This window comes from Lewinellaceae bacterium, assembly GCA_020636105.1.
Lineage (GTDB): Bacteria > Bacteroidota > Bacteroidia > Chitinophagales > Saprospiraceae > BCD1.
Genome location: JACJYL010000002.1, coordinates 1,485,593 through 1,502,684, shown reverse-complemented (window position 1 = coordinate 1,502,684; position 17,092 = coordinate 1,485,593). Strand labels below are relative to the sequence as shown.

14 protein-coding genes and 1 tRNA gene are annotated in these 17,092 nt (G+C 43.3%); 5 read left to right on the top strand and 10 right to left on the bottom strand.

Going from position 1 to position 17,092, the window contains the following annotated elements:
• Positions 1–33: 33 nt before the first annotated feature.
• Genes H6571_23170 through H6571_23135 form a run of 8 tightly spaced genes read right to left on the bottom strand, consistent with a single transcriptional unit; the run spans position 34 to position 7,004 of the window.
• Complete coding sequence (locus tag H6571_23170; protein MCB9326647.1) at positions 34–621, bottom strand: bifunctional phosphoribosyl-AMP cyclohydrolase/phosphoribosyl-ATP diphosphatase HisIE; 588 nt, start codon at positions 619–621, stop codon at positions 34–36.
• Positions 612–1,370, bottom strand: coding sequence for an imidazole glycerol phosphate synthase subunit HisF (gene hisF, locus H6571_23165; GenBank protein ID MCB9326646.1), 759 nt, complete (start codon positions 1,368–1,370; stop codon positions 612–614). Before hisF ends, H6571_23170 begins: the two co-directional genes overlap by 10 nt.
• 46 nt (positions 1,371–1,416) lie before the next feature.
• Positions 1,417–2,130, bottom strand: coding sequence for a 1-(5-phosphoribosyl)-5-[(5-phosphoribosylamino)methylideneamino]imidazole-4-carboxamide isomerase (gene hisA, locus H6571_23160; protein MCB9326645.1), 714 nt, complete (start codon positions 2,128–2,130; stop codon positions 1,417–1,419).
• On the bottom strand, positions 2,127–2,705 hold the full coding sequence (gene hisH / locus H6571_23155; protein MCB9326644.1) for an imidazole glycerol phosphate synthase subunit HisH: 579 nt from the start codon (positions 2,703–2,705) through the stop codon (positions 2,127–2,129). The genes hisA and hisH overlap by 4 nt, the downstream gene beginning before the upstream one ends.
• Positions 2,702–3,796, bottom strand: coding sequence for a bifunctional histidinol-phosphatase/imidazoleglycerol-phosphate dehydratase HisB (gene hisB, locus H6571_23150; GenBank protein MCB9326643.1), 1,095 nt, complete (start codon positions 3,794–3,796; stop codon positions 2,702–2,704). Before hisB ends, hisH begins: the two co-directional genes overlap by 4 nt.
• Positions 3,789–4,823 carry a histidinol-phosphate transaminase gene (gene hisC, locus H6571_23145; protein ID MCB9326642.1) on the bottom strand — a complete coding sequence of 345 codons (1,035 nt, stop codon included), beginning with the start codon at positions 4,821–4,823 and terminating at the stop codon, positions 3,789–3,791. The genes hisB and hisC overlap by 8 nt, the downstream gene beginning before the upstream one ends.
• 35 nt (positions 4,824–4,858) lie before the next feature.
• On the bottom strand, positions 4,859–6,136 hold the full coding sequence (hisD, locus tag H6571_23140) for a histidinol dehydrogenase (GenBank protein ID MCB9326641.1): 1,278 nt from the start codon (positions 6,134–6,136) through the stop codon (positions 4,859–4,861).
• A gap of 10 nt (positions 6,137–6,146) precedes the next feature.
• Complete coding sequence (locus H6571_23135) at positions 6,147–7,004, bottom strand: ATP phosphoribosyltransferase (protein MCB9326640.1); 858 nt, start codon at positions 7,002–7,004, stop codon at positions 6,147–6,149.
• Between the two features lie 675 nt (positions 7,005–7,679).
• Here H6571_23135 and H6571_23130 point away from each other — a divergent pair.
• From H6571_23130 to H6571_23120, 3 genes are all read left to right on the top strand, one after another.
• Positions 7,680–8,270 (top strand): YceI family protein, encoded by a 591-nt coding sequence (locus H6571_23130; GenBank protein ID MCB9326639.1) that lies wholly within the window; start codon positions 7,680–7,682, stop codon positions 8,268–8,270.
• A 201-nt stretch (positions 8,271–8,471) separates the two neighbouring features.
• The gene (locus tag H6571_23125) at positions 8,472–9,806 is read left to right on the top strand and encodes a hypothetical protein (GenBank protein MCB9326638.1); all 1,335 of its coding nucleotides are present in this window, start codon (positions 8,472–8,474) and stop codon (positions 9,804–9,806) included.
• 74 nt (positions 9,807–9,880) lie between these two features.
• Positions 9,881–10,522: a YceI family protein gene (locus H6571_23120; GenBank protein ID MCB9326637.1), complete on the top strand. Its 642-nt coding sequence runs from the start codon at positions 9,881–9,883 to the stop codon at positions 10,520–10,522.
• Positions 10,523–10,958: 436 nt separating this feature from the next.
• Here the strand turns inward: H6571_23120 and H6571_23115 are convergent.
• Positions 10,959–11,033, bottom strand: a tRNA-Val gene (locus H6571_23115).
• Positions 11,034–11,303: 270 nt separating this feature from the next.
• Between H6571_23115 and H6571_23110 the strand changes: the two genes are divergently transcribed.
• A complete protein-coding gene (locus H6571_23110) occupies positions 11,304–13,997 on the top strand; it encodes a hypothetical protein (GenBank protein MCB9326636.1) in 2,694 nt (897 codons plus the stop codon).
• Between the two features lie 428 nt (positions 13,998–14,425).
• Positions 14,426–16,459 (top strand): gliding motility-associated C-terminal domain-containing protein, encoded by a 2,034-nt coding sequence (locus H6571_23105; protein ID MCB9326635.1) that lies wholly within the window; start codon positions 14,426–14,428, stop codon positions 16,457–16,459.
• Between the two features lie 17 nt (positions 16,460–16,476).
• Here the strand turns inward: H6571_23105 and H6571_23100 are convergent, their stop codons facing one another.
• Positions 16,477–17,082: a TlpA family protein disulfide reductase gene (locus H6571_23100; GenBank protein MCB9326634.1), complete on the bottom strand. Its 606-nt coding sequence runs from the start codon at positions 17,080–17,082 to the stop codon at positions 16,477–16,479.
• Positions 17,083–17,092: the final 10 nt, after the last annotated feature.

The window sequence follows — 17,092 nt, the reverse complement described above, 5'->3', positions numbered from 1 at the left end:
ATTCCAATGCTGTGGTGGATATTTTGTAATTTTTTATTTGGATCGGTTCAACAGCACTGTTTCGATATCAGACAGTTTGAATGCTTTCGCTTTAAGCAGGATCAGGAAATGGTATAACAGGTCAGCGGCTTCGTTTTTAAACAGGTCGGGGTCATTATCTTTAGCTTCGATGACCAGCTCAACGGCTTCTTCTCCAACTTTTTGGGCCACCTTATTGATGCCCCGGTTGAAGAGCTTGTTCGTATAGGAATCCTCCACGCCATAGTCTATCCGGTCATGGATGGTTTGTTCGAGTTGGTACAAAAAACCCTTTGAAGTTTCTTCTTTGAAACAGGAGGTTGAGCCGGTATGGCAGGTGGGGCCGGCCGGATCGACTTTGATCAAAATGGTATCGTTGTCACAATCCACCCTTATATCTTTTACCGATAAAAAATTTCCGGAAGATTCTCCTTTGGTCCAGAGCCGGTTTTTGGTGCGGCTGAAAAAAGTGACTTTGCCTTCTGTTTTGGTTTTTTCGAAAGCTTCACTGTTCATGTACCCGAGCATGAGTACTTGCAAGGTCTTATCATCCTGGATGATGGCCGGAACCAGGCCGTTTCCTTTATCGAAATCTATATACATCTGACTGAAATTTTTTCTTTTTGTAAATATTGTTTGAGTACAGGGATAGGGATTTCCCCGAAATGAAAAATACTGGCCGCCAGCCCCCCGCTGGCCTCTGTTTTCTCGAAGACTTCCTTGAAATGTACCATGCTTCCGGCGCCTCCGCTGGCAATCACCGGGATGTTGACGGCCCGGCTCACCTCACGGGTGATGTCAATGGCAAACCCCGCTTTGGTACCGTCATTGTTCATGGAAGTGAGCAGAATCTCTCCGGCGCCCAGATTTTCCACCTGCCTGACCCAATCCATGGTCTTCAGAGGGGTAGAGGTTCTGCCGCCATGAACATAGACGATCCACTCGCCGTTTACGTACTTGGTGTCAACGGCGACCACTGCACACTGGCTGCCGAATTGTGCGGCGATCTGTGCCACCAGCTGAGGGTTCTTCACGGCTGCTGAATTCACGCTCACCTTATCGGCTCCGGCGGTGATAATCTTTGAAACATCTTCAATGGAATTGATGCCGCCACCTACGGTAAAAGGAATATTGATCTCCCGGGCTATTTTTTTGACCAGTTCGATTAGTGTTTTCCTGTTTTCCACGGTGGCGGTAATGTCGAGGAATACCAGTTCATCAGCGCCCTGCTCCACATAACTTTTAGCCAGTTCAACCGGGTCTCCGGCATCCCTGATGTCAATGAAGTTGATGCCTTTTACTGTTCTGCCGTCCCGGATATCCAGGCATGGAATGATTCTTCTTTTTAGCATTTTATTTAATTTTTCTAACTGCCCTAATTCCTCATTCGTAATTAAATCAAACCCACTTCGACAATTCTTTTAAGGTAATATGGCCTTCGTAAATGGCTTTGCCAATAATGGCTCCTTCGCAGCCTGCTTCCTTTAATTCATAAAGTTCATCTAAAGTCGTGACTCCCCCGCTTGCGATCAGTTTGACCTTTGTTGTTTCGAGTATTTCCGAATACAATTCATGGGAAGCGCCCTGGAGCATGCCGTCTTTTGCAATATCGGTACAGATGACATAAGCAATGCCTTTTGATTCGTAATTTTTGATGAATGCCACCACGTCTAGTTCAGAACTTTCCAACCAGCCGTGGGTGGCGATCTTCCTGTTGTGGCTGTCTGCTCCTAAAATGATCTTTTCCTTTCCGTAGGTATCGAGCCATTGTAAAAACAATTCAGGGTCTTTGGCCGCTATGCTCCCGCCGGTGACCTGAGCCGCACCGCACTCAAAGGCGATCCTTAGATCCTCTTCCGATTTAAGTCCACCGCCAAAATCAATTTTAAGATTGGTTTTCAGGGCAATGGCTTCCAGTATTTTGTGATTGACGATGTGTTGGGACTTTGCTCCGTCCAGATCGACCAGGTGAAGGTATTCAATGCCATGGTCTTCAAAAGCTTTTGCTATTTCCAGAGGGTTTTCATTATAAACCTTTTTGGTACCGTAATCTCCTTTGGAAAGCCTGACGCATTTTCCATCGATAAGGTCTATGGCGGGTATGATTCTCATAATGATAGAAAGTTTTTCAACAATTGTTCCCCCACATCTGCTGATTTTTCCGGGTGGAACTGTGTCGCGTAAAAATTATCCTTGTTCATAGCCGCGCTAAAAGGCAGGATGTAATCACACCGGGCAATGGTTTCTTCACTGACCTCTGCATAATAACTGTGAACGTAATACATGTCCTGCTCCATTGATATTCCTTCAAACAGTGGACCTTCCATACTGGTGAAATTATTCCAACCCATGTGGGGCACTTTTTCAGCAGCCGTAAATTTCTTCACCCTGGCATCAAAAATACCCAAACACTCTGTATCGCCCTCCTCGCTGTGGGAACACATCAACTGCAATCCCAGGCAAATGCCCAACATAGGCCGTTCAATGGAGCGGATGACTTTATCCAGGCCTTTTTCCCTAAGGTATTTCATGGTGGATCCGGCCTCTCCGACCCCGGGGAAAATGACTTTTTCCGCCTGTAGTATTTCCCTGGGATCATCTGTAAGGATGCCTTCATATCCCAGCCGGTTGAGGGCATTTTGCACCGAGGAAATATTGCCGGCATTGTATTTAATGATCGCTATCATAAACTACCTTTTGTACTGGGGATGGAAAAATTATCGGTTTGCCGAACGGCCATTTTTATGGCTTTGGCGAAAGCCTTGAAAATGGATTCAATTTTGTGGTGCTCATTGTCGCCTTCGGCTTTGATATTCAAATTGCATTTGGCGGCATCACTGAAAGACTTAAAGAAATGCATGAACATTTCCGTAGGCATTTCTCCGATCTTTTCCCGTTTAAACACAGGTTCCCAAACCAGCCAGGGCCTTCCTCCGAAGTCGATGGCTACCTGCGCAAGGCAGTCGTCCATGGGCAACAAAAAGCCGTAACGTTCGATCCCTTTTTTGGAGCCAAGTGCTTTGAGAAAGGCCTCGCCAAGGGTCAGGGCGACGTCTTCTATGGTATGGTGCTCATCAATTTCCAGGTCTCCTTTCACTTTTACGGATAGATCCATCTGGCCATGTTTGGCAATTTGCTCGAGCATGTGGTCAAAAAATCCCAGCCCGGTGTCCAGGTCGCTTTTACCTGAGCCATCGAGGTTTAGTTCGACGGATATGTCCGTTTCTTTGGTGGTTCTCCTCACTACTGTCTGCCTTGGCTTCCTTTTGAGAAATTGGTAAATATCTGCCCAGCTTACGGTGGTCAGGGCCGCATCGGCAAAGGGTTCGTTTCGGATGAGGATGCCTTTGCTTCCGAGGTTTTTGGCCAGTTCAATATCTGTCGTTCTGTCTCCAATGACAAAGGAATTTTCCAGGTCGTAGGGGCCATGGATGTATTTTTGGAGCAATCCGGTCCCGGGTTTTCGGGTTGGAGCATTTTCTTCAGCAAAGGTGCGGTCGATGAGCACATCGGCAAAAACGATGCCTTCGTTCTCAAAAGCCTGCATCATTTTGTTGTGGGCGGGCCAGAAAGTGTCTTCCGGAAACGATTTGGTCCCGAGTCCGTCCTGGTTGGTCACCATGACCAGCTCGTAGTCGAGTTCGGTAAAGATACGGGCCAGCCACTGAAAAACGCCCGGGATAAATTCGAGCTTCTCCAGGCTGTCCACCTGGAAATCCGTTTTCGGTTCGATGATCAGGGTGCCGTCACGGTCTATGAAAAGTACTTTCTTATTCATGGTTTAAGTTTTTAAGTGCTTTGAGTAAAAGAAGATTCTCCTCAGGGGTTCCGATAGAAATCCTGATACAGTTTTTTACCTGGCTGTTCCGGTTGCGGGTGATTACTTGTTGATCCACCAGGGATTTATAAATTTTGTCGGCATTTTCTACCTCCACGAGGATGAAGTTGGCATCGGACGGGTAGATATTTTTGACCATTTCCATCCCGGACAAGACTTTCGACAGCTTTGCTTTTTCTTTAAGAATTATTTCTTTGTTCCTTTCAAATTCTGCCTGGTTTTCCAGCGCTGTTATGGCTGCCTGCTGATTTAAGCCACTTACATTGTAGGGAGGCTTTACTTTTCGGAACAATTCAATGATCGCCTCATGGGCATAAGCGACACCCACCCTGGCAGCCGCCAATCCCCATGCTTTACTGAACGTCTGGCTCACCATAAGGTTCGGATATTTACCGATCAGATTAAGGCAGGAAGCCTCCGGACTAAAGTCAATATAGGCCTCGTCGATGATGACCATTCCGCTGAAATGTGTGAGGATCATTTCAATATCTTTCCGGTCGAATGTATTGCCGGTGGGGTTGTTTGGGGAACAAATAAAAATGAGTTTTAGATCTTCCTGGTCAAGGAGTCTTCTCGTTACCGCCCTGTCGATTCTAAAGTCAGTACTCAAAGGCAATTTGATCAACCCAACATTATTAATGGCTGCCGACACTTCATACATACCGTAAGTAGGGGAGAAGGTCATGGCCACATCTTTTCCCGGCTCGCAAAAAATTCTGAAAGCCAGATCGATGATTTCATCGCTTCCGTTTCCAACGAAAATATTGGCATGATCAACATTTTTAAGGGCTGCCAGTTTTTGCTTTAATGCCTTTTGATGCGGATCCGGATAACGGTTGAGCGTGCCAAAGGGGTTCTCATTGGCATCCAGGAAAATGCCTGTGCTGCCGTTGAATTCATCCCTTGCGCTGGAATAGGGCTTCAAGGAGAGAATGTTTGGTCTGACAATTTTATTTAAATTAAACATATCGACGGTTTTGTAATGCTATGAATGATTCCGGGTTATTTTTCCAACCTGATGCTCACCGCATTTTTGTGGGCGAATAATGCTTCTGCCTCGGCCATGATTTCAATAGCCGGGCCGATATTTTCCAATCCTTCCTTACTCAGTTTTTGAAACGTGATCTTTTTGACAAAACTGTCGAGGGAAACCCCGCTGTAACTTTTGGCAAATCCGTTGGTCGGCAGGGTATGGTTGGTGCCGCTGGCGTAGTCGCCGGCACTTTCACAACTGTAGTTGCCCAAAAAAACAGAACCTGCGTTAATGACCTGCTCCGTATAGGCATCTGCTTTTTCGGCTGCAATAATAAGGTGTTCCGGGGCGTAAAGATTGCTAAAGTCAATGCAGTCTTCCATAGAATTTAATAAAATGGCCCTACCATATAATAAGGCTTCGGTGGCGATGGCTTTTCGTGGCAATTTTTGCAGCTGCTTTTTTACTTCGGCCATGGTTTGCTCCAAAACGGTAAGGTCGTCCGAAAGTAAAATCACCTGGCTGTCGGTACCGTGTTCCGACTGGGAGAGCAGATCGGCGGCGACAAATTTTGGATTACAGGTTACATCGGCAATAACGAGGACTTCACTGGGGCCAGCGGGCATATCGATGGCCACACCACTTTGCTGCACGATTTCTTTGGCTTTGGTGACAAATTGATTACCTGGTCCGAATATTTTGTTTACCCGGGGCACGGTTTCTGTACCGTAAGCCATGGCTGCGATCGCCTGGGCTCCGCCGACCTTAAATATTTTGGTGATGCCGACAATGTTGGCCGTATAGAGGATGGCCGGGTGGATATTCCCTGACTTGTCCGGCGGAGTGCAAAGAACTATTTCCCGGCATCCGGCCAGTTTTGCGGGGATGGCGAGCATTAATATGGTAGAAAATAGCGGAGCAGTTCCGCCGGGAATATAAAGCCCCACCTTTTCTATGGCCACGCTTTTGCGCCAACATTGGACACCTGGTGTTGTTTCTACAACGGTGATGGCCTCCCTTTGTACGGCGTGGAATTTTTCAATATTGCTCCGGGCCATATCGATCGCGGCTTTTAATACTTCGGAAACCTTGGTTTCTACCGTCTTTATTTCCTTATCCGAAACGAAAATTTGATCGGGTTTTGCTTTGTCGAACTGTTCGGTAAAGCGGATCAGCGCCTCGTCGCCTGAAGATCTTACTTCTTTCAGAATATCTTTGACAGTATCTTCCAGGGCCATTTTTTCTATGGCGGGACGTTGTGTCAATTCAGACCATTCATTTCTTTCCGGGTATTTATAAATATTCATTGTGTTTATTTTAAAGGACCATTTTGTCAACAGGGATGATTAAAATACCTTCCGCGCCCGCTTGTTTCAGTTCGTCGATCACGTTCCAGAATTTATCTTCGTCGATGACCGAGTGCAGAGAACTCCAACCTTCCTCCGCCAGTGGCAGAACGGTAGGGCTTTTCAGAACCGGGAGTATGGCGCTGACGGCTTCAATCTTGTCGTTCGGCACATTCATCAAAATATATTTGGTGTTTTTTGCCCTCAGGACGGATTTTATTCTAAAGACCAAACGGGATAAAATGGCTTCCTGTGCCTCGTCCAGTTTCAGCGACCTGGCGAGTACTGCCTCGGATTGGAGGATGACCTGGGTTTCCTGAAGTCCGTTTTTAAATAAGGTACTTCCTGAACTTACGATATCACAGATGCCGTCGGCCAGACCAATGTTGGGCGCGATTTCCACCGAACCGGAGATGACGTGGATTTCCGCATTGATCTTATTTTTTTGGAGGAAAGCCTGCAGGGTATTGGGGTAGGAGGTGGCAATTTTTTTGCCTTCAAAGTAAGAAAGGTCATCGGTTTCTATTTCTTTGGGCACGGCAAGGGATACCCGGCATTTTGAAAACCCCAGTTTTTCGACCACTTCCACCTGTTTTTGTTGTTCCACCAGCAGGTTTTCACCAATAATGGCGATATCCGCTACTCCGTCTTCCAGGTATTGAGGAATGTCAGAATTCCTGAGATAGAGTATCTCCATGGGAAAGTTGGGAACGCTGACCTTAAGCTGGTCCTTCCCATTATTGATGGAAATGCCACAGTCTTTTAGTAATTTTAAAGAGTCTTCGTGTAGGCGGCCACTTTTTTGGATAGCAATTTTTAGTTTACTCATTTTAAAGATAATATTTATGGCCTGAGTAAACGGCGGGAAAGGAAATAAAAAATCCCGCCAGAGTTACTCAGACGGGATTTGATATTTTATTTAGACATTACACATATCACTTCCATTTCGCCTGAGGGCAATGATGAAAATGATGGTGATGTAATTGAATGAAATTCATTTTAATAAATATTTATAGGACAAAAGTAAAAAGATTATTGACTAACCGGAGCTTTTTGCCTGTTTTTTCTTTAACCAATAAAATGGCAAACAACCAGCAGATTATTACCTGCGAATTTTCGCAATTCTCCAGAGCCAAAAATCTGCTCCAGCAAAAAAAAATGACATAAAATATTTTCCAAAAAAAATAATTTTATATCAACCACCAAATGTCCCTGTATCTTCAAAATTATTACCAAAATATTGAGGAATAATTTATTTTATTATTCATCAATATTTCTTCATTCCAATCGAAATTCAAAATAAAAGATAATTTTAAGGATACTTTTAAAAATTTAAAAATTATTTAAGACTAAAAAAATGACTATCTTTCAGGCTTGAGTTGTGATAAAGATCACTAAAAAAAATGATTTATATCATACTTGACGCTATTGATGTGGTATAAGTATGCGTCATACTTAGAGATTAACAACTTAAATTATTAACAAATACTAAACTAAAATAATAATGAGATATTTAATTTCAATCTTCGTACTAAGCTCATTTCTTGCTTCTTTCACTTTGTTGAGTGAACTCAAATCAGTCGAATATAAAGTCGATTCAAAATCAACCCTTACCATAGAGGGTACTTCAAACGTACATGAATGGATAGCCAATGCAAATAAAGTGACAGGAAATGCCAGTTTTTCTTTCAGTGATGATGGAATGATCAAAATCAACAATTGCGAAATTAACATTGATGCAAAATCAATTAAGAGTACCAAGGGATCCATTATGGATGGAAAGATTTACAAAGCCTTAAATACAGATGCTCATCCTACCATTACATTTAAAATGAAAAGTCTGGGAGAGGTGAGTAAAACTTCAAATGGTTTCAAGGCCAAAGTTTACGGATACCTGACCATCGCGGGCGTTACCAAGGTTATTGGTCTGGATATCGCAGCCAAAGAGACGGCTGACGGCAGCTACGAAATCACCGGTTCTGAAAAATTAAAAATGACTACCTATGGTATTGATCCTCCAACCGCTATGATGGGAGCTATGACCACCGGTGACGAAGTAACCATTAATTTCCGTACCGTTTTGGTTCAGAAATAAAGGTTGAATAAACGAACACTATTATTGAGAAATAAAATCATATACCGATGCAAAATTAAAAATAAAGAAAAAAACGAACTAGGCGGCTGCTTTTCAGCCATGTGACAAAGACTTATTTTTTAAACAAGGTTAATTAAGTTTGGATCAAAAAAATTAAAAACAGACAGTGATTCAGACGAACAAATTTAAAACTTATAAATCATGAAAAAATCATTTTCAATTGTAAAACTTATTGCTTGCTTATTTACACTGTTATTTACAACAAGCATTTTTGCACAGGAAATTCAAAACTGGCGCCCTACAGATCAAACAGGAATCAATGTTTTTGAACCTGCCAAGGATATGGAGACTCCATTCAACGGATTAAAAGTAAGAGTCGGTGGTGCGTTTACTCAACAATTCCAATCTTTGAGCCACTTAAATGCAGCTGGTGAAGGAGTAGATGGTGGATTGTATGACTTGTCTCCTGGCTTTACGACTGCCACTGCTAACCTGAACTTTGACGTTCAATTGGATGATGGTATCCGCGTTTGTCTGGAAAACTATATGTCTTCACACCACCACAATGAATTTTGGGTAAAAGGTGGATACATCCAGATCGACAAACTGCCTATGTTCAACAATTCTGACTGGTTTGACAAAAACTTCAGAGTAAAAATCGGACACTTCCAGCCTAACTATGGTGACCAGCAATTCCGTCGTACTGACAACGGTAATGCGATCTACAACCCATTCGTTGGCAATTACATCATGGATGCTTTTGCCACTGAAATTGGTGGTGAAGTTTATGTGTTCCCTGTTGATGGAATCACTTTAATGGCTGGTTTGACTGCAGGATTGATCAAAGGTGATATTAACGCTTATAATGATGGTAAACAAAAGAAACCATCTCTTTACCTGAAAGCAGCTTATGACAAAGCTTTTTCAAGCGACTTCAGATTCAGACTGTCTGCTTCAATGGTAGCTAACTCCAATTCCGGTAGAAATACCCTTTATGGTGGGGACAGATCTGGTTCACGTTTTGGAGCCGTAATGGAAGCTACAGGAGCAGACCTTACTTCCAAGGCTTTCTCAGGCCGTTTCAACCCTGGATTCTCTAACAAAATTTTGGCCATCCAATTTAATCCTTTCATCAAATTCAAAGGATTGGAAATCTTCGGTATCTACGAAATGGCTTCAGGAAATAACTTGTCTGTAGATGATAAGGGAGAATATGTATTCCTTGACAATACAAAGAGAAGTGTTACTCAAATGGGTGCTGAAGTGGTTTACCGCTTCCTGGCTAACGAGCAGCTTTACATCGGTGGTAAATTCAACCAAATCGGTGGTGAGTTGAACAAATCATGGGGTACTCCTGGTGATTATGTTAATGCTTCTATCAATAGAATTGAAGTAGCTGCAGGTTGGTTCCCAACCAAAAACTTATTGCTGAAAGCAGAATACGTTAAACAACAGTACAAAGATATTCCTGCCGGCGATCTTCTTGAAGGAGGTGAATGGAGCGGAATTATGATCGAAGCAGTTGTAGGTTTCTAATAGTCCTTTTTTCATAATATGAGGGAAATTGCGCAGCACTTTGCGCAATTTCCCTTTTCTAAGTTTATTGTCATATGAAAAGGTTTCATTTTTATTTCAGAATTACGATTACACTCGTCCTCGTCGCATTACTCACCAGTTTTATCAGTGTGAATAAACAAGGGGTTAGTCATGACTATAGAGATTATGTCCTGGGACCTGCCAGTACACTTTCCATCAACGGTGAAACCAACGTCAATTCTTTTTGCTGCTCTTCCCAGCAGCAGTTTCCCAAAGGAAAAGTAGGGTATGAAATGGGAAAGGATGAAGCTACTTTCATCTTTGACAATACCAAACTCAAAATAAATACGCAGCGACTGGATTGTGGATTGAATGCCATGAACCGGGATTTACAAAAAACCCTGCAGTCAGATAAATACCCCTATATCACCATAACTTTGAAGCAAGCCTCCAATTCCGAAGGCGCAAAAGAATTGAAAAATAACAATTGGGTCAAATTTCAGGCGGTGACTGAAATTACCCTTTGCAAGGTAACTCGAAAGGTCAATATTCCTGTTTATATCAAAAAAACCTCAGAAACCGGATTTCAGATCAAAGGCTCTACTTCATTGGAATTTAAGGACTTTAATCTGGAGGCTCCTACGGCTATGATGGGATTGATAAAAGTAAAAGACAACCTCGCCATCAGTTTCAACCTGGATGCAACGCTGATCTAAGAGTAGAATATTTTTGACTGTATCAGGATTTACTGGATTATTGGTTTAACAGGATTGCTTGTTTGAGCAACAGGTTTTAATCTTAAAGTATTCTTCCTTCCCTGCCCAATATCCTGAATATTTTAACATCCGGACCATCCTGATCCTGACAGTAAAGGAAGAATTCCATAAAAAGTTTTTCCAATGATCACAAAGAATAAAGCCTTCCAAATGGAAGGCCTTTTTTATTTGTGGCGATGAGAGACTTGAATCTACCTGGCTGACGCCAGTCAGACAGGCTCCCGACCCTTTGGGGCATGATACATCGTATCATCCTGCGCACGTTAGTGCCGGGATATGCCGGGATGCTCAAAACCAACTGAGCTAATCAAGCTTTGTTTTTTTTATTTGGTAAAACAAAAAAGGCCTTCCAAAATGGAAGGCCTTTTTAAATCTGTGGGCGATGAGAGACTCGAACTCCCGACCCCCTCGGTGTAAACGAGGTGCTCTAAACCAACTGAGCTAATCGCCCCTGAAATACTGGCTAAAAACTAACCTTCTTTATGGCTGTTTTGTTTAGCGAGTGCAAATATAAATGCATTAAAATTATAGTCCAAGCCTTTTTAGCTTTTTTTATAAAAATATTTTTTCATCAAAAATCGTTAGGCTTTTTATAAATTAGCTTTTTGTTAATATAATAATACAGGCCTTTATTTTAAACGGGATGATTTTTTGGGATTTTGATTATTCTCCAAAAAGATTTTTATTCCATAACTGCATCTTATTCAACACCTTTTGATCCATGGATTCAAAAAAATTATTAAAACGAATTTTCCTTATCCTGGGAATATTTTTTGTCGTGACCCTGGCGGTAATGTCCGCCCTTGCAAGTATTTTGGAAGATAAAATCGGAGCGAAAATTATTTCGGAAGTCAATAAGCAAATAAAATCGGAGCTTTCCGTAAAATCTTTTGACCTTTCCGTCATCCGAACCTTTCCGAATTTCGGAGCCAACCTGAAAGGTGTGTTGCTTAAAGACAATCGGGGCGGGGTTTTACTTGAGGCCGGAGAAGTTTCTTTTCGGCTTGGTTTATTCAGTTTGTTGAGTAGTAATATTTCGGTTAAGTCTGTAGTGATCAGCAATGGGGCGCTTACAGTCGAGATAGACCGCAAAGGAAGAGCGAATTATGACATTTTTAAAGCCAGTGACCCCGAGGAGGAAAAAAGCACTCCCGGCAGCACTCCCGGAATCAATTTAACCCAGGCGCGACTGAACGACATCGAACTTATTTATTCGGATGAAAAGGAGCAGCAATACGTGATGTTCACCGTAGATAAAGCCATTTTTTCAGGACAGTTCTCCAGTGACAAATTTTCTCTAAAAAGTGAGGCCAACCTCAAATCTCATTTCATTGAACTGGACGGGGGACGTTTCCTGAATGGAAAAGACATCGTTTATGATGCGGACATTTTCGTAGACCTCAAGGAAGAAAAATACAAATTCCAGGATGTGGAATTGCGCATTGGTACCAATGTATTTAAAGTCAGGGGAGCCCTTGAAAGCCGGAAGAATAATACGACTTATTACGATCTTTTATTTGAAGGAGATGATGTTAGCCTGGCTTCAATGGCTGAAATATTACCTGCGGAATACCTGGAAAACATGGGCAATCTGCAAAGCAAAGGTAATTTCGAATTCAGGGCAGGCATTAAAGGCGAATCAAATAAAAATACGGAACCCGAGATCATTGCGGAGCTGAGCCTCACTGATGGAAAAATTTCCAGCTCCCGAATGGATGGAGCGCTCAAGGATGTTTCTTTTTCTGCACGTTTCGATAATGGGAGTTCTCATTTGAGTAAGACCTCTACGTTTGAAATAAAAAATTTCAAGGCCTATTTTAAGCGGGAATTATTCGAATTGGACTTTAAATTGTATAATCTCGATGACCCCCAGCTGGTGTTTAATATGGACGGAGTCATTCCTCTTAAAATGGTCTATGGATTAATGTCTGACCCGCGGATCTCCAACGGAGACGGGGAAATTGAAATTGATAACCTCCATCTCAAAGGTCGTTATAAGGATATGTTGAGTGTCAGAAATATTTCGAAGGTGGAGCTCGGGGGTAATATCGAATTTGACGATGCTTCCCTGACCATAAACAATGAAGAAATGATCCTGGATAGGGGAAGGGTGAGCCTGGATAATAATACACTGACCATCGATGACCTCAAACTGGATGGTGCCGGAAGCGAAATAAATCTCAAAGGTTTTGCCTACAATATTATCCCTGTTTTATTTGCGGATTCATTGAACAGCAACAGGGCAGAACTCGAATTTAATATGCAACTCACTTCCCCCCAAATGGATCTTGATCGTTTGGCCAACCTGTCACTGGCTTCGGAAGAGGAAGCCGAAGAAGCCGGAGTGAAAGTGGATTCTCTTGCCGGAACAAGAATAAAAAAGAGAGAACAAACCACGAGTTTCCTCAAAGGCACCTTTGATGCGCGTATTGATGAATTTAATTACAACAAAATCGAGGGCACTGAATTTGTCGGAAAACTTGTTTTTGATAATAGTGAACTCAAGATCGACGGCTCCGCCAATGCTATGGGAGGAAATATTGCTCTCGATGGGAAATTGTTCTTTGAAGAAAAACCCTGGCTCAAGACGAAGGTCGTTTGTAAAAGTATTGACCTGAAAGAATTCTTCCGGCAGTCGGAAAATTTTTCACAGGAAGTGCTTACTGCGGACAATATTTCGGGGACCATGGATGCTAAAATGATCATTGAGGTGTTCTGGGATGAAGAAGGCAATTTTCTCATGGATAAATTGCATGTTCTCGTGGGTACAGGGATTACAAACGGGGAGATCAAGGATTTCAAAATGTTGGAAACTTTCTCGGCATTGGTCAATGTAAAAGACCTTCAACACATCAAATTTACCAACCTCGAAAATTATATGGAGGTCAGGAAAAGCAGGCTGATCATTCCTGCTATGTTTATCCAGAGTAATGCCATGAACCTGACGATCAGCGGGGATCATTCCTTTGAAAACGAAATCAAGTATAACCTGAAAGTTAATGCCGGGCAAGTGCTGGTCAACCGGTTTAAAAAACATGATCCATCCCTTAGCGCTCAACCGGCAAAGCAAAACGGTTTCTTTAATTTGTATTACACCATCATGGGAACTCTGGACCAGTTCAATTACAAAACAGCGAAACAACAGGTAAAGGAGGATTTTAGGCTCAGTGAAATGAGAAAACAGGACATTCAGCGCGAACTGGAAAAGGAATTTGGTCTGATCGATCTCGTTCAAACGCCTTCAGAATGGTATGACGAGGGAACCGACGAACCGGTTTTCGGTAAGCCGGCCTCAGATTCCGCCAAAAACAAAAACAAAGACGAATTTCTCGATTTTGATGTCCAGGGGGGCGGCAACGATGATGGAGAATTCCTTGATTTTGAAGTCAGTGGTGGTGGTGGAAACCGAAAGTAATCTCTGGACATAACCCGGCCAGGATTTTTAGCCATTTTCTGGTGATTTGATGAAAATGAATTGACCAATTTGCCGCTGCTTCACCCAAGTCACTAAAAGGAGTCATCCCCAAAAACAGGTCAATTTATTTTTAAAATGTTCCTTCCAGGAGCTTACGTAATATTCACGCAGAAACCGCAGATTTTCGCAGAATCATTACCCGCGAAAATCTGCGAATGCTGTGCGGATGAACTTTCAATTTCAGGAAATATGCTCCACCTGGAAGTTTTTTGCACAATTTTCGGTCGACTGCTAACCATCCTCGCTTCCCATTCATTTTTTTTTCAGCGTATTTACGACAAACTTTTCCGACCTTCCGTTTGTAAATCAGATCGTTATCGCCAATCTTTGCGTAATCTTTCTGAGGTTACTAAAAAACACCCTAAACTATGCACCGCATTGCTATGCTAAAATTTTGGTTGGCCACTTTTTGTTTTTCATGCTTTGGCCTGAGCATTTCATTCGCTCAAAATTGCAACTTCCCGTTGCCGCCGGCCAATACCTGCGCCAATGCACCTTTACTTTGTGATCTGGACGGGTATTGTTCGGATAACAGTGGTGCCACCAATTCAGGAACGCCTAATGCCTTTTGCGGGGTCGTGGAAAACAACAACTGGATCTCTTTTATTGCAGGGTCAACCTCACTTGAAATTGAAGTATCTGTTTTCGGATGCAACCAGGGCAACGGACTGCAGGTCCACGTTTTTGAGACGGATGATTGCAATTTTTTTATATCGAAATCCAACTGCCTGGATCCCGTGCCCAACAACGGAACCGGGGTCATGCTGGCAACGAATCTCGTTATTGGCCAGGTTTATTACCTCATGATGGACGGCAAAGGGGGAGATGTTTGTGATTACTCCTATGCCCTGCTCGACGGCATAACGCTTTCTCCGGCGGAAGTTGTTATCGATCCTCCAGGGTATTTATGTGAAGGTCAAACCCTTACCCTTGAAGCCACTACATGGTCTAGCAATCCAGGACTGATCCAGGAATGGTCAACCCTTGACGGGAACATCCTTTCCGGTGAAAATTCAACCATGGCGCTCATTGATATGCCCGGAACGTACCAGTTATATATAGAGGATGCCAGTGGTTGTACTGATTCCACTTTCGTGATGGTCGAGGAGGCCCCTTTGCCCATTGCGGAGGCAGGCACCGCTGATACCTTAAATTGCCTGAACAATACGATGATCATGCTGGATGGGAGTCATTCCTTTGGATTTAACGCTTTGAATTATCAATGGGCCACTTCCTCCGGGAATATTGTCTCCGGAGCCAATACACCCACCCCGACCATCAATGAACCGGGAGCTTATTTTCTTACCGTCTCAGACCAGGTTACTCAATGTGCGGCAGTGGATACCGTTGTCGTTTTTATCGACGCCAATACCCCTTTTGCCAAGACCGGAGGGGGTGGAGAACTCAATTGTGTTACGCCACAAATTGAACTCAACGGGATCGGCTCATCCTTTGGCAATAATTTTACCTATCAATGGACGACCAGCGGAGGGAACATCACCTCCGGGGCTCAAACCCTTTTTCCGGTGGTGGATGCGCCAGGCCTTTACCAGCTCGAAGTTCTAAATACCATCAATGGGTGCATAGCAGCCGACCAGGTGTTGGTGACCCTCAATGAGGAAAAGCCTTACGGTGCCGAAGTTGCTGCCTTTGCTCCCTGTTTTGAAATGATCAACGGCCGAATTGTCATTGATACGGTTTTTGGAGGGACTCCTCCGTTTTTGTATTCGTTTGGCGACACCATTTTGTCTTATACCAACAGAGCGGAATACCTGCCTTCCGGGCAATACCGGGTAACGATCAAAGATGCCATAGGTTGCGAGTGGGATACGCTTGTAACGGTAGGAAGCGAAGTCCAGCTGATCGCCGATCTTGGAGAAGATTTTTATTTACCGTTGGGGTGTGAGTATGAACTTGTGCCCCTCATCAATATTGACGAGTCACAGGTGGCAGGCTGGAATTGGATACCGGAAGATCTGTTCTCCTGTGATTCCTGTTTCAATCAGCTCATTCGGCCACTTGAAAATACACAGACCTTTCACTTTACCTATACGGATGTGAACGGATGCCGGGCTTCCGATGCCATTACCATTTACCTCGACCGAACCCGGAACGTTTTTATCCCTAATGTTTTTTCACCCAACGGCGATGGCGTAAACGACATTTTTTACATCAACGCCGGAAAAGATGTGGCCCTGATCAGATCTTTTACCGTTTATGACCGATGGGGAAGTATGGTGCATGAAACCAGGGAATTTGCCCCCAATGACCCTGCTTTTGGCTGGGATGGCAAATTAGGACGCAAAAATCTAAACGAAAGTGTTTTTGCCTATGTGGTTGAGGTGGAATTTCTGGACGGCTGGTTTCAACAATATACGGGGAGTGTAATTTTGGTGCGATAATCATCTTTCCGGATAATCTATTCCGCCAGTAAGCCTACAATAATGTCAACTGTTTTACTTCCTCCCCAGTTGTAGGCTCCCGTTTCCCGTATTTTTATTTGCCCGTTTTTTGAAAGGACAAAAGTGGTGGGAATGCTCTGCGTGGAAAAAGGCGCGGGCGGATTGTATTGTGTAGAATAGACCGGGAAAGTAAATCCCCGTTTGTCTATAAATGATTTTATTTTAGCAGGAGGTTCATTCGAAACCATTAAAAAAGCAATCTCATTGTTGTCCTTAAAACGGTCGTAGAGTTTTTGGATCTCCGGCATTTCTCCGACGCAAGGGGGGCACCAGGTCGCCCAAAGGTTCAGGAACACTACTTTACCTTTATAGTCCTTCAGGTTCACGGGCTGACCTTCCAAATTGGAGAGTGGCCATTGGTATTCGTCGGAAGATAGGGTAGGGCCATCTGCCTGAACCGAAGGGCTAATGATCATTGCTTTTAGCCGATTGACAAAACCGCCAATGGCCATTCTCCCTCCCGGGAACAGTAAAGTGATGATTAATGCAAGGAAAATGGCATCCGAAATTTTGTTCCAGTTGCTTTTATTTTGCCAGTAGTTTTTTATTTTTTCCGTTAACATGTTTTATTTT

Excerpts from the sequence above, each read along its gene's own strand:
- hisH (MCB9326644.1), bottom strand. The coding sequence starts at position 2,705 with ATGATAGCGATCATTAAATACAATGCCGGCAATATTTCCTCGGTGCAA.
- hisB (MCB9326643.1), bottom strand. The coding sequence starts at position 3,796 with ATGAATAAGAAAGTACTTTTCATAGACCGTGACGGCACCCTGATCATC.
- H6571_23100 (MCB9326634.1), bottom strand. The coding sequence starts at position 17,082 with ATGTTAACGGAAAAAATAAAAAACTACTGGCAAAATAAAAGCAACTGG.
- H6571_23105 (MCB9326635.1), top strand. The coding sequence starts at position 14,426 with ATGCACCGCATTGCTATGCTAAAATTTTGGTTGGCCACTTTTTGTTTT.
- hisD (MCB9326641.1), bottom strand. The coding sequence starts at position 6,136 with ATGAATATTTATAAATACCCGGAAAGAAATGAATGGTCTGAATTGACA.
- H6571_23120 (MCB9326637.1), top strand. The coding sequence starts at position 9,881 with ATGAAAAGGTTTCATTTTTATTTCAGAATTACGATTACACTCGTCCTC.
- H6571_23130 (MCB9326639.1), top strand. The coding sequence starts at position 7,680 with ATGAGATATTTAATTTCAATCTTCGTACTAAGCTCATTTCTTGCTTCT.
- H6571_23170 (MCB9326647.1), bottom strand. The coding sequence starts at position 621 with ATGTATATAGATTTCGATAAAGGAAACGGCCTGGTTCCGGCCATCATC.
- hisC (MCB9326642.1), bottom strand. The coding sequence starts at position 4,823 with ATGTTTAATTTAAATAAAATTGTCAGACCAAACATTCTCTCCTTGAAG.
- H6571_23135 (MCB9326640.1), bottom strand. The coding sequence starts at position 7,004 with ATGAGTAAACTAAAAATTGCTATCCAAAAAAGTGGCCGCCTACACGAA.
- H6571_23125 (MCB9326638.1), top strand. The coding sequence starts at position 8,472 with ATGAAAAAATCATTTTCAATTGTAAAACTTATTGCTTGCTTATTTACA.
- hisA (MCB9326645.1), bottom strand. The coding sequence starts at position 2,130 with ATGAGAATCATACCCGCCATAGACCTTATCGATGGAAAATGCGTCAGG.
- H6571_23110 (MCB9326636.1), top strand. The coding sequence starts at position 11,304 with ATGGATTCAAAAAAATTATTAAAACGAATTTTCCTTATCCTGGGAATA.
- hisF (MCB9326646.1), bottom strand. The coding sequence starts at position 1,370 with ATGCTAAAAAGAAGAATCATTCCATGCCTGGATATCCGGGACGGCAGA.